The sequence below is a fragment of the Micromonospora sp. NPDC050276 genome, from assembly GCF_044459545.1.
In the GTDB taxonomy this organism is placed as follows: domain Bacteria; phylum Actinomycetota; class Actinomycetes; order Mycobacteriales; family Micromonosporaceae; genus Micromonospora.
Genome location: NZ_JBITJA010000019.1, coordinates 17,848 through 41,685, shown reverse-complemented (window position 1 = coordinate 41,685; position 23,838 = coordinate 17,848). Strand labels below are relative to the sequence as shown.

Below are 23,838 nucleotides of genomic sequence, written 5' to 3'. Positions count from 1 at the left end.
AGAGGGGAGCGCGGTCGAAATCATCCCGCAGTGGTCATCGGTGTCGAGTGGGGGGAGAAACGGTGTGTCTCTGTTGAGCAGGACGACGCGATGACGAATTTCGCGAATGTTGAAGCTGTGAGCGCAGTCCAATTCCGGCGCATGAGTTTTCAAATCCTGGGCACGCTGAACCTGACCAACGGGCGTGACGTCGCCGTGCTCCCGCCATCCAAGCCGACCACTCTGCTGGCGGCCCTGCTGCTTCGCCCCAACGCGGTGGTGTCGATCAACTCGTTGCTCGGCGCGATCTGGGGCGAGCAACAGCCGGCGTCGGCCAAGGCCGCGCTACAGACCTGCGTCCTTCGCCTGCGGCGACTCTTCGCCAAGCACGGCATCGCCGGCAATGTGATCGAGTCCGTTCCAGGCGGCTACCGCATCGTCGCGGACGCCGAGACGCTCGATCTGCTGCGGTTCCGCCAACTGGTGGGCCGGGCCGAGAATGAGACGGATCTCGAGTCCGAGCTGCACATCCTGGCGGAGGGCCTGGGGCTGTGGCGCGGCGCGCTGCTGGCCAATGTGCCGTCCGACGCGCTGTGCCGGGACGAGGCGCCGCGGCTGACGGAGGAGTGGCTGCGGGCGTCCGAACGGGTGCACGACCTCAAGTTGATGCTCGGCCGCTGCCGGGACGTACTGCCCGACCTGTGGCGAGCCGCCCGCTCGCACCCGGGGCACGAGCGCTTCGCGGAGCAGCTCATCGAGGCGCTGTACCGCACCGGCCGGCAGACCGAGGCGTTGGTCGAGTACCGCAACGTCAAGCAGTACCTCCTCGACGAGTTGGGCCTGGACCCGGGACTGTCGCTGCAACGGCTGGAGGCCGCGATTCTGCGCGGCGACGAGTTGACGGCCCTCGGCGCGACCAACGATGTCCCGATCACCAGCGGTGGCGCCGCGAGAACGGAGGAGCCACCTCCACCGATGGCGACGAGCGACTTCACTGGGCGGGCGGCGGATGTCGCGCTTCTCACCGGGTGGCTCGGTGACGATCGGCCGGGCCCACGGACGGTCGTGCTGACCGGCGCACCAGGCATCGGCAAGACGGCCCTGGCGCTACACGTCGCGGACCGACTCCGGGCCAGATCCGTGGCAGGCCACGCCACGCTCCGGATGCGCCGCCCCGACGGTACGGCCCGGACGCCCGTGGAGCTGGCCGCCGAGCTGGTGCGGCTCCAGTTTGCCGGGGCGGCAGACCCGGTCCTGCTCATCCTGGACGACGTGCTCGACGCCGAGCAGATCCGCGGGGTCCTGTCGCTCGGCGGTGGACACTCCGTGCTCATCACCAGCCGGATGAGCCTCACCGGGCTGGTGGCGACGCACGGCGGCCGGGTACACCGGCTCGACCCGTTCACCGACGACGAGGCTTTCGAACTTTTCTCGGTCCTGCTCGGACCGGACCGGACCGCAGCCGAACCCGACGCGGTGCATCAGTTGGCGGCGCTCTGCGGGAACTTTCCGCTGGCCCTGCGGATCATGGCGGCGCGATTGCAGGTTCGCCCGCGCACCCGGATCGCCGACTGTGTCACATGGCTGCGGGGCGACCGCTTTGCCCGGATGTCCCTCAGCGACGACCCCCGGATGTCGATCACCGGGACCTTCGGGGCCTGGCTCGACGAGCTCGATCCCCGGCTCAGCGACGCGCTCGTCCGGATCGCCCGATGTTCGTACCCGGGATCCATGACCCTCGCCGACCTCGCCGGCGTCCTCGACCGTCCCGTTACCGCCACCGGTCAGATCCTCGACCTGCTGGCTGACGCCGGCGCCCTTGAGGGCGGCTCCGGCACCTACACGATGCACGAACTGGTCCGGGCCTTCGCCGTCGATGGCTACGGCGATCGGAGCACCGCACTCGCGGCGTGACTGCCGGTCCACCCCGTCCCGGCGGCGTCTGCCGTCATCTACAAGAAACAGAGGTGCTTCCGCTATGGCCGCAGCGACCTTCGACGACATCGCCCAGACCCGGCCGCGCATCCGCCGGGACGTTCTCTACACCCAGACGCCGGACGGCGTCCTGTTCCACAACTCCCTCGGCGGCTTCCAGCTGAGCGGCCGGAGCGCGTACCGGCTGGCCACCCTGATCGTCCCCTACCTCACCGGCGACCACCAGGTCGCGGACCTCGGCGCGGCGCTCGGCGCGGAGCAGCGGGCCATGGTCGCCAACCTGGTCGGGACGCTGTACGAGCGTGGCTTCGCCCGCGACGTGCCGCTGGCAACCGGGGCCATCGGCGAGGGACAGGCGGCAGTCGCCGGGCGGTTCGCGCCGCAGATCGCGTACGTGGACCACTACGCCGACGGCGCGGACGCCCGGTTCATGACCTTCCGCGATGCCCGGGTGGCGGTCTTGGGCGACGACCTGGTGGCACGCTGGTGCGTCCTGAGTCTGGTGCGCAACGGGTCGGCGGGCATCGGCATCATCCCGGGCCTGGACCACCCCGACAACCGGTTCGCCGAGGTGCGGGCCGAGGCGCGGGTGCTCACCGAGGAGGGCTGCCCGGTCGACATCGAGGTCGTCCCGGCCGCCGGCCCCCGCTACACCTGGGACGAACTCGCGGCGTACGACGTCGTCGTCGTGACCGGCGGGTCCGCCGGCGCCCGACAGACGCTGGACCTGCTGAGCGAGCGGGTGCCGGCCGGGCGTCACCTGCTCACCGCGTGGACGTTCGGCAGGCGTGCTGTGATCGGCCCGCACATGACGGCCGGCAGCACCGGCTGCTGGCTGTGCGCCGCACTGCGCCTCGCCGCCAACGGCGACCCGGCGGCCGCCGCCGACCTGTGGCAGGGGGTGTCCCTTGCCACGGCCCGCCGGGACGCCGCGGTGGGCCGGCCGCTCGCCGCGATGATCGGAAACCTTCTCGGGTACGAGGTGTTCCGGAGCCTGACCGGCGCCCTGCCGGCGGAGACAACCGGCAGGGTCATCATCCAGGACCTCGAGTCGCTCGACGTGGTCGCCGAGCCGCTGCTGCCGCACCCGGCCTGCCGGTTCTGCTCCGGCGACGCGGTGCTCCACGAGCCGGTCACCACGGACCTCGCCATCGGGCAGACCCGGATCGTCGAGGCGCAGGTCGAGGCGTCGGAGCTGCTGGCCGAACTGACCAGCCGCGAGGTCCTGATCCAGCCCAACGTCGGCGTCTTCGCCGAGTTCAGCGACGAGCAGTGGACCCAGACCCCGTTGAAGGTGAGCACCCTGCGGTTCTCGTCCGGCCCCGGGCGTACCCGGGAGGTGGCGACGTTCGACCTGCACACCCTGGCCGGCGCGCGGCTCGCAGCTCTGCGGACGGCCGCGGTCAGCTACGTGGACCACGGTGTCCCCCTGCCCGCCGAACAAGCCGCGCCGGACCGCACGATCACGGTTGCCGAGATCGTCACGTGCAGTGGCACGGCACCTGCGACCGGACCGGTCGTGACGGCGACGTCGCTGCTCACGAAGGAGGAGATCGGAGTGCCGGCCGCCGCGGTCCGGCCGTTCGGCGAGTACAACGCCCACCGGCCGGTCATCGCCACCTCGGCGGGTGCCGGGGCGGGGACGTCCCCCGCCGAGGCCGCCGCGCGGGGCCTGCTGTCGGCCGTCGCGTACACCCGGATCATCGACGCGGTCCGTGGCCACGCCGAGGTGGCCCCGGCACGGCTGTCCGACATCGAGAACCCGGAGGTCGTCTTCCTGCGGCGGTCCGCGGCGAACGCCGGGGTCGACGTCACCCTGCTCAACCTGCGCGGCGGACGGTTCGGCACCTCGCCCGTGGCCATCGCCTACGCCACCGACCCCCGCACCGGCGGCGTCCTCTGGGCGACCGGGAGTGAGCTGACCTGGAACGCCGCCGTGGTGACCGCCGTGCGAGACCTGCTCGGCCGGGTGCAGCTGGGCCGGGAGCGCGACGCCGATGTCGACCCGGGAGACGATCTCGTCGCCGACTTCGAGCCGGCCGTGCTCGCGGTGACCGGCGTCCCGGCCGACGTACCGGACGTCACGTGGGACGACCTGCTCGACGGGGTCCGCAACGCGGGCGGCGACGTGCTGCTGGTCCGCACCACCCCGCCGGACCTGCTCGTCGGCGGCATCCACACGGCGCGGATCGTGTTGACCGGCGGTTCCCCCCATGCGGCCTGACCTCGTCGGCTCTCCGGAGCACTGGGCGCGGGACTGCGCCGAGCTCGAGGAGGGGCTGCGGAGGCGACTCGGCGGGAACCTGACGGTCTCGGTCGTGCCGCTCGGCGTACGGGATGAACTGGCCGTGTCGGACGGCCCGGAAGCGGCGTCGGTGACCGTGCATCTGTACGGCCCGTACGCCCTCGTCGGGCCGTTCCGGGGCGACGCCGCCCACCCGGCGTGCCCCCGGTGCCTCGCCCGGCGGTGGCAGGCGGTTCGGCAGCGCTCCCTGCGCGACGCGCTGGAACTGGGCGGCTCGACCCGGCAGGCCGGGCCGTCACCATTCCGGTCGGCCTTCAGCGGCGATGCCATCGCGGCGCTCGTCGACGCGCATGTCGACCGCACGGCCGGCCCGACGGCCCGGGACGGGTACGCCTCGGTGTACATGGTCGACCTCGCCGTGCTGGCGGTGCGCCGCTTCCCGGTGGTGCCGGACGCCGAGTGCCCGTCCTGCGGCCGCAGCGTGCCGGACACACCGGAGGCCGCCCGCCCGCCCATCGGGACCACCCCCAAGTCAGCGCCCGACTCGTTTCGGCTGCGGTCCGTCGACGACTACCCGTTCACCGTGGAGGCGTTCGCGAACCCGTTGTGTGGGCCGGTCGGTCCCCTGGTCGCCTACGACCCGGTGTCGCCGTCCACCTCGGCGGTCAGCGGCGGATTCCTGCTGCGCTCGGGCAGCTACCTGCGGGAGACGTACTGGGGTGGGCACGCCGACAGCTACGCCCGCAGCGCCCGCATCGGCGTCCTGGAAGGGCTCGAACGGATCGCCGGCATGCGCGCCAAGGCCAAACGGACCGTGGTGTCGGCGTCGTACGACGAACTCGGCGACGCGGCGGTCGACCCGCGGGTCTGCGGTCTCTACTCCGATGCGTTCTACGCGGCGAACCCCCGGGTGACACCGTTCGCGCCGGATCGGCCGATTCCGTGGGTCTGGGGTCACTCGCTGCGTGACGACCGTCCGGTGCTGGTGCCGGAGATCCTGGCCTATTACCACGCGCCGGGGCTGGAGAACCGGTTCGTGCAGGAGAGTTCGAACGGCTGCGCGTCGGGCGGCAGCGCCGAGGAGGCGATCTACCACGGCCTGATGGAGGTCGTCGAGCGCGACGCGTTCCTGCTCTCCTGGTACGGCCGGGTCACGCTGCCGGAGATCGACCCGCGCACGAGTGCCCGCGCCGAGACCCGGTGGATGGTCGACCGACTGGAGATGTGCGGATACCGGGCGCGGTTCTTCGACGCCCGGATCAGCTTCGGCATCCCGGTCGTCGTCGGGGTGGCGACCCGCATCGGCGGTGGCCTGGGCGCCATCTGCTTCGGGGCCGGTGCGAGCCTCGACCCGGAGACGGCGATGGCGGCGGCCCTCTGCGAGATCGCCACCGACTCGGTCAACCTGCGCAGCCGCACGGAGCGGGAGGAAGCGCGGTACCGGACGATGGTCGCCGACTTCGTCAACGTCCAGGCGCTGCACGACCACCCGCTCGTGTACGGCCTGCCCGAAATGGCCGAGCACGCGGCGTTCTTCGTGGCCCCTCGGGAGTCCCGGGCCATGGCTGAGGTCTACCCGGCCGCTGGCCGCGCCGAGTTGCTCTCCGACGACCTTGCCGTGGACCTGCGGCGCTGCGTGGCCGATGTCGCCGCGCAGGGTTTCGACGTCGTGGCGGTCGACCAGACGCTGCCCGAGCAGCGGGATCTGGGCCTGCACACGGTGAGCGTCCTGGCACCGGGGCTCCTGCCGATCGACTTCGGCTGGGCCCGACAGCGGGCGCCGTACATGCCGCGTATGCGCGCCGCACTGGCCGCCGCCGGCCTGCGGGATCACGACCTGGAGGTCGCGGACCTGCATCTCGTCCCGCATCCGTTCCCGTGAGTGCGCGAGCCGCCACGCGACAGACAAGGACCGACATGGGTTACGCATATGACTACGCGACCGCCATCATGCACCGCGGTCGTGTCCTGATGGAGCCGAAGGATTTCGTCCCGAACTGGCCGGACCAGCCGCGCAAGGGGAAGTACTTCCCCGGCGTCGAGACCTTCCCCCTGTACGACGGAAGCCCACCCGGGGACGCCACCGTCCAGGACGGGCTCGACGGCCCGGAACGGGGCCGGGCACTCCCGTTCGACCTGCCGTTCCTCGCCGCGATGCTGCACGATTCGTACGGGCTGGTCGGCCGTCGCCTCGGCGTCCAGGCCAACACCGACCTGCGCGCGTTGCCGACGTACACGACGGCGAACTGGAACCGTGGCACCGCGTCGGGCGGTGGCCTCTACCCGGTGAGCGTCTACTGGGTCTGCGGGCCGAGCGGCCCGATGCCGCCGGGTGTCTACCACTACTCGACGAAGCACCACGCGATGCAGCGCCTGCTCACCGGCGACGTGACGCCGGTCGTCCGGGAGGCGCTCGGTGCCCGCGCGGGCCAGGACGACGACCAGTTCCTCCTGCTCAGCGTCAAGTACTGGCAGAACGCCTTCAAGTACAACAGCTTCTCGTTCCACGCGGTCACGATGGACATCGGCACGATCGTCCAGACCTGGCGGCTGTGGGCCGGTGCCCGTGGTCGCGTCGTGGAGCCGGAGCTCTGGTTCGACGAGCCGCGGATCGCCGAACTGCTGGGCGTGGCGAACGAGGAGGAGGGCATCTTCGCCGTCGTACCACTGGCCTGGGACTCGGCGCGACGGACCGGTGGCGCGACGGGACGGGTGTCGGTCCGCCACCGCGACCAGGAGCGGTCGCGGACCGTCCTGACCTTCGACACGATGTCCAAGATCCACGCCGGGACGGTGCAGGGCGCGACCGTGGCGCCCGCACCCGGGCGGCTGGTCGCCGCCGCGGCCCATCCGCCGCAGCCGGGCCGCGCGCGGGTCGAGCTGCCGCCTCCGCTCGCGCTCGATCTCCCGGTTCGCACCGCACTGCGCCGTCGGCGCAGCAGTTTCGGCCGCTTCGACGCGAAGGTGCCACTGACCGCGGCGCAGCTCGGCACGGGGCTGGCAGCCAGCGCCCGGGTGCCCTTCACCGACGCGGCGAGTGGCGCCGGAGCGGCCCAACTGGCGAAGCTCTACGCCTTCGTCAACCACGTCGACGGTGTGCCGCCGGGCGCGTACGAGTACGACCCGGACGGCCATGCCTTGTACCTGGTCAAGGCGGGCAGGCCCGGGCCGTTCCTCCAGCGCAACTACTTCCTGTCCAACTACAACCTTGAGCAGGCCGGCGTCGTGATCGTGCCGACCGTACGCACGACCGCGGTGCTCGATGCCGTCGGAGATCGCGGCTACCGCCTGGTCAACGCCACGATCGGTGCCGTCGCACAGAACTTCTACACCGCCGCGTCGGCGCTGGACGTCGGCGCCGGCGTCGCACTCGGCTTCGACAACATCTCCTTCATCGAGGAGCTCGACCTCGACGGCACCGGCGAGGCGCCCCTGCTGATCATGCTGCTCGGCCACGAACGGGCCCGTCCCGCGGACTTTCGCTATGACATCGCCTGATCAATCGAGTCGAACGGAGTCCGTGATGACCCTGACCACCGAACCCGATCTCCAACCCGCCGCTACCGCCGGCCGGCCGGCGGCAACCCGCTGGACCCTGCAACCTCGACTGATGGCCCGGGTCGCGGGCCTGCCCCTGGTCACCGTCGGTGCCCTTCGCTGCCCGGACAGCCGCCGTTGGGCCGAGGAGGTGCTGCACGAGGAGGAGTCGCTGGCCGAGACGGCGAGCCACCTCAGCGACCTGCTCCACGGCATGGTCAACGACAACGACGACGACCTCGTCCGCCGGCAGTTGCTGCGGCTGCGCCGACAGGTGTTCAACAACCGGCTGCCCCAGGACGCGGATGCCGCCGTCACCCTGCTGACCCGACTGAATGCCGCCACCGCCGAGCGGCTCACCAGTTGGCTGGCGGCCCGGCGCAGGCTGAACGACCTGCGCGCCGACGGTGAGCGGATCGTCGGCACGGAGGCGTCCGGCACGACGGCGCGGCTGCGTCAGCTGGCCGCCGAGGACCGGCTACGCCGAGGTGTGCTGCTCGCCTCGCCGTCGCTGGACTCGCAGCTCGACGCGTTCATCGATGGTCGCGCTGACCGACCCGGCAAGAAGGAGCGGCGGATCACTCGCTCGGTGCTGTCCTATCTGTACCGGACGGCGTGCAAGCCGAGCCCGTTCAGCACGTTCACGGCGGTCGGGGTGGGACGGCTCGCGGAGACCGCCGACGCCGGGCACCGCGTGGCGGTGGCCGACGACTGGTCCGGTCATCCCCGGCTGAACGTGGTCGTACTGGGTCGGCTCGCCGAACTCGTCCTGGCCGACCCGCAGCGTCGCGCGGACCTGCCGGTCCAGGCAGCCACCGGATGGCGCAACGACGAAGACCGCGTACGTTTCGTCCGCCGCTGGGTCACCACGGGTGACGACAACGCCGCGGTGACGTTCGACGCAGCCTCCGACCGGCTCTACTTCCTGCAGCGTACGGGCGTTCTCGAACGCATGCTGCGGATGATGAAGCGCACCCCGGGCGTTTCGTTCGGTCAGCTCACCGGATGGCTCGCGGCCACGGAGCGGGCGACCGCCGACGAGTGCGACCGGTACCTTGCCGCGCTCCTGCAACTCGGCATGCTGCAGTTCCCGTGCCTGCAGACGGACGTGCACAGCCGTGACCCGCTGCGCGGTTTCCAGGAGGCCCTGCGGGCGATCGAGCGCCCCTGGGCGAATCAGCTGGCCGACGGGCTGACCGAGCCGATCTCGTATGTCGACCGGTACGCGCTCGCGGGCCACGCCGAACGCCGGGAGCTGCTCGGGCGGCTGCGCGCCAGTCTGCACGAGCTGCAAACGAGCCTCGGTGACGAGGACGCGACGCTGCCCCGGACCCTGCTGTACGAGGACGTCCGGGCCGGCGTCGACGACCTCGTGCTCGACCGGCAGGCGTGGTCCGGGCTGCTCGCGGACTCGCTGCGGTCGGTGGAACGGATCCTGCCGGCGTTCGACGTGACCCTGCCCCAGCGGATCACGTTCACCGGGTACTTCCTGGCCCGGTACGGCCGCGGCGGGCACTGCGATGACCTGTTGAAGTTGGTGCACGACTTCCACGAGGACTTCTTCGACCAGTACCTGACGTTCAACGGACGTCCGAAGGCGTTCGAGGACGGCGAGTACGTCCCGGAGGTGAACTGGCTGCGATTGCCCGGCATCACGGCCCTCGACGACGCCCGCCGCGAGCTGGTCGTCCGGATGCGCGCGGTCTGGGCCGGGGCCGCGGACGCGGCGGAGGTCCGGCTCGACGAGGAGACGGTCGACGCCGTCGCCGCACACCTGACCCCGGTAACCACACGTTTCGCCCCGCAGAGCCACTTCGTCCAGCTGGCGGACCGGCCCGGTGATCCGGTCGCGGTCCTGAACCAGTCGTACGGCGGCTTGTTCTTCCCGTTCAGCCGCTTCACCCACTGCTTCGACGCGCCCCGGGACGAGCTGGAGCCGGACGGGCTGGCGCAACAACTGCTGCGGCAGGCGGGAGAGATCGAACCGGACGGGGCGGTCCTCGCGGAGATCACCGGTGGTGCGGTGGTCACCAACCTCAACCTGCACGGGCGGCTGACCCGCTACCAGATCGTGTGTCCGGGCGAGACCAGCTCCGTGCCGGCCGAGGACCAACTACACCTCGACGATCTCCACCTGGAGCACGACGTGGCCGAGGGACGCCTGGTGCTGCGGTCACACCGGCTGGGCCGCGAGGTCATCCCGGTCTACCTCGGCTACCTGGTGCCGCTGGCGCTTCCGGAGATCCCCCGGACCCTGCTGCTGCTGTCGCCGTCGTCGCTGGCCCCGGTCAACCTGTGGGGCGGAGTGCCCGAAGGGGAACCGCGCGACGGGGTGCGGTACCGGCCACGGGTGCGCCATCGCAACCTGGTGTTGAGCCGCCGGGCCTGGACCGTCGGCGGCCAGGACCTGCCCCGGCTCTCGCCGCAGGTCGCCGACGAGGACTGGTTCCTGGCGTGGCAGCGCTGGCGGCGAGCGCACGGCCTGCCGGAGCGCACCTTCGCCACGGTCACCGAGACCTCCGGGGACGGCCGGTCGCGCAGCGGCAAGCCGCAGTACGTGGACTTCGCCAGTTACCTCTCCCTGTACGCCCTCGACGGACTGCTGCAGAGCCCGGGAGCGCGGGTGGTGTTCCGCGAGATGCTCCCCGACGAGGACGCGCTGCACGTGCGGTCGAGCCGCGGCGAGCACGTCGCCGAGCTGGCCGTCGAGACCCTCCGTTCCCCTTCGATCCTTCCCCCCGCGATGCGACAGGACGGGCAGCCATGACGCAGACCCTCATCGACCCCGTGACGGACGTGACCACCGGCGAGTGGCAGGCCATCCACATCTACTACGCGGCCAACCCGCAGCCGCTGCTCGTGCAGTGCGTGCGTCCACTGATCGACGGACTCCAGGCCGACGGGCTGATCGCCGGTCACTTTTTCATCAACTACTGGCTTGAGGGACCGCACGTACGGCTGCGGCTCAAGCCGGCGACCGTGGCGGCCACCGCCGAGGTGAAGCGGCGAGCCGAGGCGGCCATCACCGAGTACCTGCGGGTCCGGCCGGCGCTGTACCAGGTGGACGCCGGATTCTTGGAGGACTTCTACAACTCCCTGTTCGACATGGAGTTCTCCGCCGACGAGAAATCCAGCTACCTGCGTCGCGACGGCCGGATGAACCTGCGCGAAAACAACACCTACAGCTACGAGCCGTACGAGCCGGAGTACGGCAAGTACGGCGGCGAGGCCGGGATCGAGCTCGCGGAGTGGCACTTCGCGCACTCGAGCGAGATGGTCGTCGACGCCATCCGCACGAAGAACCTGCACCTGCGCACCGTGCTGCTCGGCACGTCGGCGCAGCTGATGATGGTGATGTCGGCGTGCTTCCTGCCGGACACCGACGACCTCGTCGACTATCTGAACCGGTACCACAAGTTCTGGCGCACCGCGTTCTCGGACACCAACTACGCGGGCGATGAGGAGTACCAGCAGCAGTACGCCGCGATGGGTGCTCAGATCGGCCGGCGTTTCGCCGAGATCCGGCACTCACTGCGGACCAGCGGGGGTCGAGACCTCCCCGGGCTGCTGCGCGGCTGGGCGGAACACTGCCTTGAGCTGCGCCGCCGGGCGGCCGAGCTGGCCGAGCGCGGGCAGCTAGTGTTCCGGTCCTGGGACGACACCCGCGACGAGATCCCCACGGACCCGCAGATCGCGCTGCCGCTGCTGCTGTCGCCGTACATGCACATGACCAACAACCGGCTGCACGTCACGATCACCGACGAGGCGTACCTGTCGTACCTGCTGGGTCGGGCGCTGCGCGAGCATGGCGAGGGGGCATGACCACCGCCGTCGCCGCCGGGCCGGCGGTGCGCACCGACATCCAGATCAGCCGGCGCTACCTGCGGGACGGTACGTCGGTCCACCTGGTCCGGGATCCCGTCGCGGGGAAGACGTTCGAGATCGGGTTGAGGGAGCACTTCGTCCTCGTTCGGCTCGACGGTGTGACGTCGCGCGAGGAGATCGCCGAGGCGTACGGCCGGACCTTCGGTCGTTCGCTCGGCCCGGCGGCCTGGCAGCAGCTCCTCGGGTTGCTGGCCGCCCGGGGCCTCATCGAAGGGGGCCCGGTGCCGACGGTCGACCCGCCGGCGGCGGCCCGGCGCAAGCTCCTCGGCGGCTCGCTACGGCTGGTCAGCGACGCCACCGCCACCACGGCCAGCCTGCACCGCCTCTTCGGGTTCACGTTCCGCGGCTGGTTCCTCGTCCCCGCGTTCGCGGCGACCCTGCTGATGCTGGCCGGTGTGGTGTGGCACGGGCCCGCCCTGGTCGCCGACACCGCCAGGGTGCTCGACAACCCGTTCGCGCTGATGGCCGTCGCCACCGCGCTGTGGGTCACCATGGGCCTGCACGAACTCGGGCACGGCGTGGTGGCGCACCACTTCGGCGGTACGGTCGGTGAGATCGGGATCCGCTGGCAGCTGCCCATGGTGGTGATGTACTGCCGGATCGACGACTACCTGTTCCTGCGGACCCGCCGCCAGCAGGTGACGACCGCATCGGCCGGCATTTTGGTGAACCTGCTGTTGCTGCTGCCGGTGCTGCCGGCCTGGCTGCTGGTGCCGGAACGGGAGCCGGCCCGGGCGCTGCTCGGCGCGTTCCTGCTGCTGGGGCTCGCCCAGGCCGCGCTGTTTCTGCTGCCGCTGCCACCGATGGACGGCTACAAGATGCTCGCTCACTCACTGGGCATGCTGCGCTACGCCAGTGGCAGCCGGCGCTTCGCCGGCCGGGCGCTGGCCGGTCTGGTCGGCCGCGGACCGGGCCTGGCGGGATACCCCCGGTCCGCCCGGATCGCCTACTCCGGGTACGCCCTGGGCGCGGCCGCCCTGGTCACGAGCATCGTGACGATCGTCGCGCTGGTCGCGGAACGTGTTGCCACCGCCCACTTCGGGCCCGTCGCCGGGGCCATCTCGGCCGGGCTCGCCGTACTGATCGGGATGTTCTTCGTGGTGCCCCGCACGTCGTTCACGGGGACCCGCAAGCCGGCCGACGGCCGGAGAGGAGAGGTCCGGAAATGACCACGACGCACGCCATCGACCTTTCGACACTGAGCAGTGAGGAACCCATCGTGGAGGCAGTCGCCGAGTCGGCCGTCGTGTTGGACGGCGTCCGGAAGCGGTACGGCGACGTGCAGGCCGTGGACGGCATCTCGCTGACCATCCGACGTGGAGAGTTTTTCGGCATCCTCGGCCCCAACGGCGCCGGCAAGACGACCTTGATCGAGATCATGGAGGGCCTGCGCCAGGCGGACGCCGGCACGATCCAGGTGCTCGGGATGCCCCCGTGGCCCCGCAACGTGGCACTGCTGCCCCGCCTCGGGTTGCAGACGCAGAAGAGCGCGTTCTTCGCCCGGCTGACCGCCCGCGAGCACCTTGCGACGGTGGCCGCCCTGTACGGACTGCCAGCCACGGCGGCCGGCCCCGCACTGAAGCTGGTCGGGCTGACCGGGGAGGCGGACAAGCGGGTCGGGGATCTCTCCGGCGGTCAGCGGCAGCGGCTCGCCATCGCCGGCGCCCTCATCCACGGGCCGGAACTCGTCTTTCTCGACGAGCCCACCGCGGCGCTCGACACGCAGGCTCGCCGTGACCTGTGGCAGGTGCTGCGCGACCTGAAGGCGCAGGGCCGCACAATCGTCTACACCACGCACCATCTCGACGAGGCCGAGGCGCTCTGCGACCGCGTCGCCATCGTCGTCTCCGGCTCCGTCATCGCGCTCGACACCCCACACCGGCTCGTCGGCGCGGCGCACGTACCCACCCGCGTCATGGTGCCGGTCGGCCAGCTCTCCACCGACCAGGCCGGGACTCTTCCCGGCGTCATCCGGGTCAGCGTCGAGGGGGGCTCCGTGGTGCTGGAGACCACCGCGGCCGGTGCCACCCTGGCGGCCGTCGGCGATCTCATCGGCCTCGACGAGGTGCAGACCCGCACCGCCACCCTCGAGGACGTCTACCTGGAGCTCACTGGATCGGAGACGCGCTCATGACCGCATTCGCCGCGCTGAGCACGGCCAACTACAAGGCATCCGTACGCGACAAGACCACCGTGTTCTTCACGTTCGCCTTCCCGCTGCTGTTCCTGGTGGTCTTCGGCCTGATCTTCGCGGGGCAGGAGGTGGAGGGCTCCGGGCGAAGCTACATCGACTACATCGCACCCGGCGTGCTCTCCTGGGGCGTTGGCAACGCCGCCCTCTTCGGCATCGCGTTCACGCTCATGCAGTGGCGCAACGACGACATCCTGCGCCTGATCCGGATGACGCCCACACCACTGACCACGGTGCTCGCCTCGCGTTACACGGGCGCGCTGGTGATCGGCCTGGTGCAGGCGGTGCTCTTCGTCGGCGTGGCTCTGCTGCCGGTGTTCGGCCTCACCCTCGCCGGCAGTTGGCCGCTCGCCCTGCCTGTGCTGCTGCTCGGCGTCACGGCGTTCCTCTCCATGGGCGTCGTCGTCGGATCCCGCGCCAACACCCCCGAGGCCGTCGCCGCCATCGCCAACTCGATCATGGTGCCGATGGCATTCCTGTCGGGCTCGTTCCTGCCGATCGATCTCATGCCCGCGTGGCTGCAGAACGTCTCCCGAGTCCTGCCACTGCGCTACATGAACGACGGCATCTCGGCCGCCCTCACCGGCAGCGGCGACCTCGCGACCATCGGCCTTAGCAGTGCGGCCCTGGCCGGGTTCACCCTCGTCTTCGGCTTCCTCGCAGTGAGGACCTTTCGCTGGAGCAACAACTCGTGAGCACGACGACGCGAGCCGACACTCGCCCCGTCCCGATGGAGTTCGCCCGGCTGACCCTGCAGCAAGCACTCTCCGACCGGTTCCGACGCGACGTCGGGGACGCCCCGCACGGCCCCGGACCGGCGGTGCAGACCATCGGCGCGGTCGACGTGTTCGGTGCGCCCGCCACCCGGCTCGCGCCCGTACGCGGCGCCGCGGACGTGCATCTCACCGCCCAGGCCGTGCTCGTCGGCCCGTGGGGCGGCGTCTCGGACGCCCAGGCCTGCGGTCAGTGCCTCGCAATGCGGTGGCAGCGGTTGCGGACCAGATCCGAACGGGAGGCCCTCGAACACGGTCAGACCGTCATCCCGGCCGGCACCTGGCCGGTCGTCCCGGACTACGTCGTGGACGCCGTCTGGTCGGTGTACCAGGCGGCCGTCCTCGGCCGGTCCGGGGTCGTCGGTCGGCGGGCCGCCGGAGGCTGGCACGCGACCGCGGACCTCAGCCTGCCGCAGGTCACCCGGATCGACCTCCAGACACTGCACGTGCTCACGTTCCCGCTGCTAACCGATCCGCTCTGCCCCAACTGCGCGCCGCTCGAAGAGACCACCCCGCAATCGGCCACTCTCGACCTGGTGTCCCGCCCCAAGCCGGACCCGGGCAGCTACCGGCTCACCTCGACAACGTCGTACCCGCTGGCCACCGGGGCGATGGCCAACCCGGTCTGCGGCAGCCTGGGCGCCGGCAGCTGGCTCGACGTCACCTCGCCCACCACCTCGCCGGTCACCGGCAGCGTCTTCATCCGCGGGTACGCCGGGCTCGTCAACTTTAGCTGGAGCGGGCAGGCCAACTCCTTCCGCACCAGCAAGGACCTCGCGTATCTGGAGGGGCTCGAACGGTACGCCGGCACCCACCAGCGACGCCGCGCCGATCCGGTCGTCGCCGCGTACACCGACCTGGGGGACACCGCGCTCGACCCGCGCAGCTGCGGGGAGTACTCGGCGCAGACGTACCGGACCGATCCCATGGTCGCGCCGTTCGCCCCGGACCGACCGATACCGTGGGTGTGGGGTTACTCCCTTCGTGATGACCGGCCCGTGCTCGTGCCGGCCCGCCTCACGTACTACGCCTCCGGGCAGGCCGCCGACAATTTCGTCTACGAATCCTCCAACGGCTGCGCGATCGGCGGTTGCCTGGAGGAGGCGATCCTCTTCGGCCTGCTCGAACTCATCGAGCGCGACGCGTTCCTGCTCAACTGGTACGGCAACCTGGCGGTCACCGAGATCGATCTCGACTCGTGCCGCAGCCCCGCCGTCCGCGCCATGGTGGACCGGGCGGCCTTCCGCGGCTACGACGTCCACGCCTTCGACAGCCGGGTCGACCTGGCCGTACCCGTCGTCACCGGCCTCGCGGTCCGCCGCGACGGCGGTGCCGGCGCCCTCGCCTTCGCCGCTGGCGCCAGCCTCAACCCGGAGACAGCCGTCGAGGGTGCGCTGTCGGAGGTGCTCACCTACATTCCCCACCTGTCCCGGCAGGTCGACGAGCGCTCGCACGAACTCGACGCCATGGCGGACGACTACAACCTCTGCGCCAACCTGGGCGACCACCCCCAACTGTTCGGCCTGCCACGGATGACCGAGCACGCGCGTAGCTACCTCGAACCGGTCAGCCACTGCTCGATCCAGGACATCCGGCCCCCAGGCGACCCGGGCTCCCGAGACCTCCTGCTCGACCTCCGTACCTGCCAGCGCGAACTGGAACGCACCGGCTTCGACGTGATCGTGGTCGACCAGACCACCCCGGAACAGCGCCGCATGGGCCTGCACACGGTGTCGACGATCGTTCCCGGCCTGCTGCCGATCGACTTCGGCTGGACCAGGCAACGGGCGCTGCAGATGCCTCGGCTGCGCTCCGCGCCCCGGTTGGCCGGCCTGCGCACCAGCGACCTGACCGATCGCGACCTTCGGACGGTCCCGCACCCGTTCCCCTGAGCACTCGTAGGGCGCGTGCACCCCGCCGGTCCATCTCCGGCGGGGCGCCGCACTGTTCGTGCCGGTCCTGTTTCGACCGGTCCTGCTGCTGCCACGCCTGTTGCCACCGTGCTGACACGCCGAAGAGCCCTCTCGGACGGTCTTCGTCCGAGAGGGCTCTTCGGGAGAGGGCAAGGCCCTCAGGCTGGTCGAGGGACGATCAGGCGGAGCAGGAGGTGGTGCTGGTGGTGCTGGAGCAGGTACTGGTGGAGCTCGTGCTGCACGAGGCGGCCACGGCCAGCAGGACACCGCTCGCGTCCGAGTAGTCCGAGATCTCGAAGGTCTCCGACTCGAGCTCGAGGATCTCGTTCGCCAGGTCGGCCAGGTTGGTCTTGTCGTCGATGTTCATTGCTACTCCTCAGCGATGTCTGGGCCGTCCGTTCCGGTTCGGCCCGCCTTGGTGACTGAGACCATTCCATCGCGTGCCGGTAGCCGATCGACCTACGTCTCGCTGTCACTCCACTGACATCACAGGTGACCGGCTCAGCCGAGCCATACTGGCCCCCAGGCCAGGTCCTGCGGACCGAGCAGCGCGTCGGCTGCGACCCGGATCCCCAGCACCCGCCGGCCAGAGGTGCCGAAAACGGTGGCGTGGATGTCGTGTAGCAGCCGCCGGACGTCGCCCGGGGACAGGGCGCTAATGAGCGAAGCGGTTTCCGGCGGGCTCGGGACGGCTGCTCGGCGAGTACCGGGGAGCAGGAGATCTCGGGTCCGGGCCGCGGTGAGGGCGTAGTCGATCGCCTCCTCGGTCTGCCGCCCCCAGGCTGCCGCCACGACGGCACTGGACGACCGACGGACGACGGCGGCGAGCCGCAGCGCCCCGCTGAACTGCGGGATATGGCGGGTGACGACGTCGAAGCCGGTGTCCGGCAGGGAGTGCCGCCGGCGGTCCCGGCTGTACGCGGTCAGCAGGGTGAGCGAGCCGTCCAAGAGCCACGTCCACTCCGTCGCCCCCGAGGCGCCGGCTACCGCGCGGCCAGATGTCGGAACCGCGTTCGACGACATCGACCGCAGGCTGTCCAGTATCGCGTGCCGCAGTGCCAGGTCCGCCCCAGTCGCCCAGCCCAGCCCGCAGTGGGGCTGGGCGGGGTCGGACGTCCGCACCGCAGCTGCCGAGAATCGGGTCGAATCGTGTGTCGTGAGCGGTTCCGGCGCAAGCAACCCGGCCCACGGTGCCAGAATCGCCAAGGCGTGACCCGGTACGTGGGTAGCCGCCGGCATCGATTCGAGATCCGTCAAGCTCCGAATTCCGGTCCAGCGGGTCCGGCCCTCTCCGAGCAGTACGAGGAGTGTCGTGACCCGATGCTCCGGGTCGACGATCGCCGCCGTGCTGTCGTCCGCCCCGTCCACGCATCGGACGGCGTCACGCACTGCGGCCTCGACCGATCCGGCGGTCCACGGCTTACCGCTCACCGAACCGGTCAGGATCCGCGTCCGCTGCCATAACGCGGTGCGCTCGGTCAACAGCTCGTGCAGTTGGACGTGTTCTGAACGCGGCCCGACGACGATCAATCCCGCGATGGGGGTGACCGGTACAGCTTCAGTCATCGGTCATCTGCCTTCCGCTGGCGTTCATGGCGGGTCGATCCCACGACTGCGGACCGCCAAGGCCGGCAGGGCGAGTATTGATCGCTGTGCTCAGTCCCAGGCCGTCGAGTTGCTGCTCTCGACGACAGGGATAGCGGGAGCGTCTGGGTTCGTCGGGGAGTCGGCATTCGCGGCGGCCGGGAAAAGGATCACGATAACGGCGGCGAGCATGCTCACGAACAGAGCATTCTTTTTCATTGTGGCCCCCAGATTCCTTGCTTCGTCCGTCCGGCCGTTCCGTCCGGAACTCCTTAACTGTGCGGTCGGGCTACCGCAGGCGAATAGACGGAAGAAGCTGCCTGGCACGTAGTTCCCGGATATCTATGAGGCCGTCACCCCTCCCCTGCGGTCGCGGTGCCGGGGTGGGTGACGGCCGGGACGACGATCTCAAGCCACGCCCTCCTTTCCGGTGTGCCCGTCGGTCACCGCCGGCGGGACGGCGTTCCCGGCGGCGCGGACGGTGGAGCGGGTAGCCAGTGAACGGATGAGCGATCACCAAATGGTCTGCCTGAACAAACTGTGTTTGATCAACACACTGGTTGCTAGTATCGGAGGCATGTCCGCTACCAGCGACGCGTGCGAGCTGCCGGCCGACCGCAAGCGCGGTTCGAACTTCGGCTGGTCCCTGGGCATGGTGCTGCGCCGCTGGCACGAGTACGTAGAGGAGGCGTTGACGGACCTGCCGCACGGGAGCCGGGGCTACCACATTCTGGCCGTGGTCGTTCACGAAGAGGTGCCGACGCAGGGCGCTCTGGCGGCCCGCCTGGTGATCGACCGCAGCGTCCTGACGTACGTTATCGACGACCTGGAGAGCGCCGGCCTCATCGAGCGGCAGTTGGATCCACGCGACCGGCGGGCCCGGCGGATCGTGGCCACCGAGCGCGGGCGCCAGGCACTCGCCGAGGCCGAACACCGGGTCGCCCATGCCGAGGACCACGTGCTGGGCGGGCTACCCGAGGAGCAGCGCGGCGTCTTCCGCGAGTTCGCCGAGCGCGCCGCCGAGGCGATCCACGCTGCCGCACCGGGGACGGACCCCTGCGCCGCAGTGACCAGCGTCCTACCCCCGATGGAGCAGTCCGCCCCCTGACTGGCACCCAAAACGGCCCGCAGCGGCCGCCAGACCGCCCTCGACTCTGCGACGCGGTCGGATCGAACGCCGGAAACCTGTGCGGTCGGATCGCCGGGACCACGATGCCGACGCCCTCGTCGACGTAGTCCACTCTCCGTGGCTCGGCTCCTGTTGCGGGCCGCCGCGATCAGTTCGATGACCCTCGGATCGCCCGGCGTCGCACTCGGCAGCGGGTAGCCGGTCCGAGGGCGATACGCGCCCAACGGGGGCATTACGACAGCCTCGTCTCACGCCCCCACGGCGGGCACACCTCGGCGTTCACCGCGCACCGGGGCTCTTCCGCACGGTGAGCAGCCGTCCGGCGAATCCGCTGCCAGCGACCGCTCAGACCGGCGCTGGTCGTGGCCCGCGCCCCGAGCCTCCCCCCGCAAGGTGTGTTTGCCCGCACATATGTTGTTGGGCAAATCATCTGTCTCCTAGACTTCATGTCAGCCAACCGATCGCCGTCCTGACGGTCGCTGGCCTCGCGGTCCGGCGCCAAAGATCACCAACGGGTGCCAGACCCGGACCGCGTCTTCGAAAGGAGGCATCATGCGGATTCGCGCGGCGGTAGCCGAAGAGGCGTCGAAGCCGTTCGTCATGAAGGAACTCGAGCTCGACGAGCCGAGGACTGATGAGGTGCTCGTGAAGCTCGTCGCGACAGGCATCTGCCAGACCGACGCGCACGCGTGGCACGGACACAGCCCGGCTTCGCTGCCAATCGTGCTCGGGCACGAGGGGGCGGGCATCGTCGAACGGGTCGGCCCGGGCGTCACCGATCTACGGCCAGGCGATCACGTGGTCCTCTCGTACCAGTCGTGCGGGCGCTGCGCGCAGTGCCTGAGGGGGCAGCCCGCCTACTGCGACCGGGCGGTGGCCGCGAACTTCTCCGGGACGCGCCTGGACGGCACCCGCGGACTGCGCCGGGTCGGCGCGGAGGACACCACGAGTGCCGAGGTGAACGGGCATTTCTTCGGCCAGTCGTCATTCGCCACGTACGCCCTCGCGACGGCGCGCAACACGGTGAAGGTCCCCGACGATGCGCCCCTGGAACTGCTGGGACCACTCGGCTGCGGCCTGCAGACCGGAGCCGGGGCGGTGCTGAACTCGTTCCAGGTACCGGCTGGCGCGTCCGTCGCCGTCTTCGGCGCCGGGGCGGTCGGCTTCGGCGCGCTGATGGCAGCGGTCGCCACCGGCGCCGGAACGGTGATCGCTGTGGACGTGAACCAACAGCGACTCACCCTTGCCGAGGAGTTGGGCGCTACCCACACCCTCGACGCGCGGCAGGTCGACGTGGCCGGGGAGATCATGCGTCTCACCGGGCGCGGCGTCGACTTCGTGCTGGACACCACCGGTCGCGCCGACATGCTCGACCACGCGGTCGCCTCGCTGGCGCCGATGGGTCAGGTCGGGCTCGTCGCGGGCGGCAACCGGGACGCGACGGTCCCCGCGGCCAAGCTCGCACTCGGCAAGTCGGTCCGCGGGATCGTTCAGGGCGATTCCATCCCGCAGCTGTTCATTCCGAAGTTGATCAAGATGTACCAGTCCGGCCGGTTCCCCATCGATCGACTGGTTCGGTTCTACGGATTCGACGACATCGACGAGGCGTTCGCTTCCGCGGCCCAAGGCGATGTCATCAAGCCGGTCCTGCGGTTCACGGACTCCGGCAAGTAGGAAGGTGCATCGAAATGGTAGGTAAATACGGCGAGTTCTACGCCGCCCAGAAGTGGGGTTTCCCGAAGGCCGTGCCCAGCGAGCACGCACCCTCCCCCCAGCAGTTCATGCCCGAGCACATCAACGATCCGTCCTTCTACGAGAAGGGCTGGCACAAGGAGGAGTTGGGCGACGGCTTCTACTGGGTCACCAGCCCCTCCGGATACGAGGCCGCGTTCATGCTGACCCGGTAGTGGCGCCATCGTGATCGACGCACCGCCGCCGCTCGGCGAGAACATCTTCGCGGCGATCGAGTCCGTCAGCGACGAGCCGGTGACCCACCTGATCTACAGCCACTGGCACTCCGACCACATCGGCGCCGCCTCCATGTTCGGGCCGAAAGTCAAAATCATCGCTCACGACATCACTCGTGAACTGCTAGCCCGGTTCCCCGACCCGTACCGGCCGCTGCCCACCGAGACGTTCGCCACCGACGCGACGCTCGAGGTCAACGGCACCAGGCTCGAACTGTCCTACAAGGGCGCGGACCACTGCCCGGGCAACATCTACGCCTGGGCGCCCGCCCAGAAGGTCCTTACCAAGATTGACATCGTCAGCCCGGGCTCGGTGGCGTTCATGCACGCCGACGCGTCGGAGAACATCAGTGGGTTCTACCAGGCCCACGACGACATCCTCTCGTACGACTTCAAGGCGCTCGTCGGTGGTCACATCACCCGATGGGGCACCCGTGAGGACGTGGAGGCGGCGCACGAATACTGGCACGACGTGCGTAGGTTCGCCGACGAGGCGCTCAAGGAGATGAGCACCAGGGACGTGCTGGAAGGCTTCCATCACGGCATGGGCCGTGAGCACCGGCTCGTCGGTGCTGAAAACTTCATCAACTCGATGGTGAACTACATCGTGGACAAGACCCTCTCCAAGGTCACTTCCAACGGCCAGACATGGCCGGAGCGGCTCGCCGGAGCCACCCCCTTCACCAAGTACCACGCGTACACCGTCATGGAGTCCTCCCGCACGGAGCGGACCCACCACGGCTACCAACGGCGCGGGACCGGCGGCCCCTGGTACGTCGTCTGACACCTCGCCTCGACGGGCGCCCGAGGGCGGTCACTCGGGCACCCGCCGGACCCGGCCAGCCCAGGCCGCGACGGCCAGCCGACCGTCGCGGTGCCGGTCGCGCGCTGCTCGTGCTGAAGAAGGCCCTTCATGCCGTCCCAGCAAAAGCCGAAGGAGTACCAGCCATGCGAAAGATCGACCAGATCTACCTCGACGGACAGTTCGTGACACCCCACGGGACCGAACTGTCCGCGCTCTACAACCCGTCGACCGAACAGCTGATCGGGGAAGTGCGGCTCGCGGACGAGACGGACGCCCGAGCCGCCGTCGCGGCCGCCAAGCGCGCCTTCGTCAGCTTCTCCACGACCAGCAAAGAGGAGCGCGTCGCCATCCTGAACCGCCTGAGCGCCTCGTTCACCGCGCGCCTCGACGACCTCAAGGCGGCCATGGTCGAGGAGTACGGCGCGGTACGCGGCATTGTCGACAGTCTCCTCCCCCTGGCACCCGGGATGTTCGACGCAGCCGCACAGCTCGTCGAGTCGTACGAGTTCGTCAAGACCCGTGGTACGACCACGGTCGTCATGGAACCGATCGGCGTCGCCGCGGTGATCACCCCGTGGAACCTCAACGTCGTTTTCGTGGCGCAGAAGGTCGCGAAGGCCATCGCCGCCGGGGCCACCGTCGTCGTCAAGCCCAGCGAACTCAGCGCGATCCAGACGCAGATCATGACCGAGGCCTTCGACGCGGCGGACGTACCCGCCGGCGTGGTCAACATCGTCACCGGGCGCGGCGACGTGGTCGGCAACGTCCTGACGTCACACCCCGATGTAGCCAAGGTCAGCTTCATCGGGTCGACCACGGTCGGCCAGCAGATCATGCGCAACGCCGCCGACACCTTCAAGCGCCTCACGCTCGAACTCGGCGGGAAGGGTCCGACGATCCTGCTCGACGACGCGGACCTCTCCTCCGCCGTCCCCGCGGCGCTCGCCTCCGGGTTCCTGAACAACGGCCAGACCTGCTTCGCCGGCACCCGGATCCTCGCCCCGCGGAGCAGGCTCGACGAGGTCCACGAGGCCATCGAGTCCGCCATGTCCGCGTTCAAGGTCGGCGACCCGCAGGACCCGTCGACGGGCGTCGGACCAGTGGTCAGCCAACAGCAGTTCGACCGCGTCCAGAGTTACATCCGCCTCGGCCAGGAGGAAGGCGCACGACTGCTGAGCGGCGGTGAAGGCCGGCCCGAGGGCCTTGATAAGGGCTGGTTCGTCAAGCCCACCATCTTCACCGGCGTCACCAACCAGATGCGCATCGCCCGTGAGGAGATCTTCGGCCCCGTTCTCGTCGTCATTCCCTTCGAGGACGACGAGGAGGCGATCAAAATTGCCAACGACACCCCCTACGGGCTGCAGGCCCACGTCTTCTCCGGCGACCCGGAGCGGGCGCAGCGCGTCGCCCGGCAGGTGGAGGCGGGCACGGTCCTCATCAACCGGGTCTTCGGTGACCCGGAGGCGCCGTTCGGCGGAATGAAGCAGTCCGGCATCGGCCGCGAGCACGGCGTCTACGGACTTGAGGCGAACCTCGAACCGCGTGCAATCACCAGCTAGCTCGGATCCGCGCCACGAAGGACAGCAGATCCACCGCCGAAGACTCACCACTGGCCGACCTGAATCCCTTACCAGCCGGACCAGCACCTCGTACGCCTCGGTGTGACCGGAGGCGACGCTGGCAGGACAGGCGGGCAGCCTTCCTGCCGGTTCGCAGTGGCCCGTCATGCTGGCCGTACCGTTCGGCGTGGAGGCGTTGCTGGCCACCACGGTGAGCGGCGGAGCTCCTCCGCATCCGCGACATCGGGCAGCTGTCTGCCGCCAGCGGCGGACAGCTGCCCCCGTTCGGCCGGTTGCCGTCAGCGCTCCGATCCGTGCACTCACCCGCTCCTGTGC

General features: G+C 70.0%; 18 protein-coding genes. 15 read left to right on the top strand and 3 right to left on the bottom strand.

What is annotated here, in order from left to right:
* Nucleotides 1-141 precede the first annotated feature (141 nt).
* The 10 genes from ACIBF8_RS28980 to ACIBF8_RS28935 all read left to right on the top strand — a co-directional run bounded on the left by ACIBF8_RS28980 (nucleotide 142) and on the right by ACIBF8_RS28935 (nucleotide 16,437).
* On the top strand, nucleotides 142-1,893 hold the full coding sequence (locus ACIBF8_RS28980; RefSeq protein ID WP_396787095.1) for a BTAD domain-containing putative transcriptional regulator: 1,752 nt from the start codon (nucleotides 142-144) through the stop codon (nucleotides 1,891-1,893).
* Between the two features lie 64 nt (nucleotides 1,894-1,957).
* On the top strand, nucleotides 1,958-4,138 hold the full coding sequence (locus ACIBF8_RS28975; protein WP_396787094.1) for a TOMM precursor leader peptide-binding protein: 2,181 nt from the start codon (nucleotides 1,958-1,960) through the stop codon (nucleotides 4,136-4,138).
* A complete protein-coding gene (locus ACIBF8_RS28970) occupies nucleotides 4,128-6,041 on the top strand; it encodes a TOMM precursor leader peptide-binding protein (RefSeq protein ID WP_396787093.1) in 1,914 nt (637 codons plus the stop codon). Before ACIBF8_RS28975 ends, ACIBF8_RS28970 begins: the two co-directional genes overlap by 11 nt.
* Nucleotides 6,042-6,076: 35 nt before the next feature.
* Nucleotides 6,077-7,657 carry a SagB family peptide dehydrogenase gene (locus ACIBF8_RS28965; protein ID WP_396787092.1) on the top strand — a complete coding sequence of 527 codons (1,581 nt, stop codon included), beginning with the start codon at nucleotides 6,077-6,079 and terminating at the stop codon, nucleotides 7,655-7,657.
* Nucleotides 7,658-7,682: 25 nt separating this feature from the next.
* Nucleotides 7,683-10,463, top strand: a complete 2,781-nt coding sequence (locus ACIBF8_RS28960; RefSeq protein ID WP_396787091.1) for a lantibiotic dehydratase — start codon at nucleotides 7,683-7,685, stop codon at nucleotides 10,461-10,463.
* Nucleotides 10,460-11,518, top strand: coding sequence for a thiopeptide-type bacteriocin biosynthesis protein (locus ACIBF8_RS28955; RefSeq protein WP_396787090.1), 1,059 nt, complete (start codon nucleotides 10,460-10,462; stop codon nucleotides 11,516-11,518). Before ACIBF8_RS28960 ends, ACIBF8_RS28955 begins: the two co-directional genes overlap by 4 nt.
* Nucleotides 11,515-12,750, top strand: a complete 1,236-nt coding sequence (locus tag ACIBF8_RS28950) for a hypothetical protein (RefSeq protein WP_396787089.1) — start codon at nucleotides 11,515-11,517, stop codon at nucleotides 12,748-12,750. The genes ACIBF8_RS28955 and ACIBF8_RS28950 overlap by 4 nt, the downstream gene beginning before the upstream one ends.
* Nucleotides 12,747-13,715 carry an ABC transporter ATP-binding protein gene (locus ACIBF8_RS28945; RefSeq protein ID WP_396787088.1) on the top strand — a complete coding sequence of 323 codons (969 nt, stop codon included), beginning with the start codon at nucleotides 12,747-12,749 and terminating at the stop codon, nucleotides 13,713-13,715. Before ACIBF8_RS28950 ends, ACIBF8_RS28945 begins: the two co-directional genes overlap by 4 nt.
* Nucleotides 13,712-14,467, top strand: a complete 756-nt coding sequence (locus ACIBF8_RS28940) for an ABC transporter permease (RefSeq protein WP_396787087.1) — start codon at nucleotides 13,712-13,714, stop codon at nucleotides 14,465-14,467. The genes ACIBF8_RS28945 and ACIBF8_RS28940 overlap by 4 nt, the downstream gene beginning before the upstream one ends.
* The gene (locus tag ACIBF8_RS28935; RefSeq protein WP_396787086.1) at nucleotides 14,464-16,437 is read left to right on the top strand and encodes a TOMM precursor leader peptide-binding protein; all 1,974 of its coding nucleotides are present in this window, start codon (nucleotides 14,464-14,466) and stop codon (nucleotides 16,435-16,437) included. The genes ACIBF8_RS28940 and ACIBF8_RS28935 overlap by 4 nt, the downstream gene beginning before the upstream one ends.
* Nucleotides 16,438-16,636: 199 nt before the next feature.
* On the opposite strand, the gene ACIBF8_RS28930 is transcribed toward ACIBF8_RS28935, so the two are convergent.
* The 3 genes from ACIBF8_RS28930 to ACIBF8_RS28920 form a co-directional block, all read right to left on the bottom strand.
* The gene (locus ACIBF8_RS28930; protein WP_396787085.1) at nucleotides 16,637-16,825 is read right to left on the bottom strand and encodes a thiazolylpeptide-type bacteriocin; all 189 of its coding nucleotides are present in this window, start codon (nucleotides 16,823-16,825) and stop codon (nucleotides 16,637-16,639) included.
* A 134-nt stretch (nucleotides 16,826-16,959) separates the two neighbouring features.
* Complete coding sequence (locus ACIBF8_RS28925; RefSeq protein ID WP_396787084.1) at nucleotides 16,960-17,481, bottom strand: hypothetical protein; 522 nt, start codon at nucleotides 17,479-17,481, stop codon at nucleotides 16,960-16,962.
* Nucleotides 17,482-18,114: 633 nt separating this feature from the next.
* A complete protein-coding gene (locus ACIBF8_RS28920; RefSeq protein ID WP_396787083.1) occupies nucleotides 18,115-18,240 on the bottom strand; it encodes a hypothetical protein in 126 nt (41 codons plus the stop codon).
* Nucleotides 18,241-18,619: 379 nt separating this feature from the next.
* Here ACIBF8_RS28920 and ACIBF8_RS28915 point away from each other — a divergent pair, with 379 nt between their 5' ends.
* The 5 genes from ACIBF8_RS28915 to ACIBF8_RS28895 all read left to right on the top strand — a co-directional run bounded on the left by ACIBF8_RS28915 (nucleotide 18,620) and on the right by ACIBF8_RS28895 (nucleotide 23,502).
* The gene (locus ACIBF8_RS28915) at nucleotides 18,620-19,150 is read left to right on the top strand and encodes a MarR family winged helix-turn-helix transcriptional regulator (protein WP_396787082.1); all 531 of its coding nucleotides are present in this window, start codon (nucleotides 18,620-18,622) and stop codon (nucleotides 19,148-19,150) included.
* A gap of 573 nt (nucleotides 19,151-19,723) precedes the next feature.
* On the top strand, nucleotides 19,724-20,845 hold the full coding sequence (locus ACIBF8_RS28910) for an NAD(P)-dependent alcohol dehydrogenase (protein ID WP_396787081.1): 1,122 nt from the start codon (nucleotides 19,724-19,726) through the stop codon (nucleotides 20,843-20,845).
* Between the two features lie 14 nt (nucleotides 20,846-20,859).
* Nucleotides 20,860-21,078, top strand: a complete 219-nt coding sequence (locus tag ACIBF8_RS28905; RefSeq protein WP_396787080.1) for a hypothetical protein — start codon at nucleotides 20,860-20,862, stop codon at nucleotides 21,076-21,078.
* A 10-nt stretch (nucleotides 21,079-21,088) separates the two neighbouring features.
* Nucleotides 21,089-21,922, top strand: coding sequence for an MBL fold metallo-hydrolase (locus ACIBF8_RS28900; RefSeq protein ID WP_396787079.1), 834 nt, complete (start codon nucleotides 21,089-21,091; stop codon nucleotides 21,920-21,922).
* Nucleotides 21,923-22,086: 164 nt separating this feature from the next.
* Entirely contained in the window at nucleotides 22,087-23,502 is a 1,416-nt protein-coding gene (locus tag ACIBF8_RS28895) for an aldehyde dehydrogenase family protein (protein WP_396787078.1), read from the top strand.
* Nucleotides 23,503-23,838: the final 336 nt, after the last annotated feature.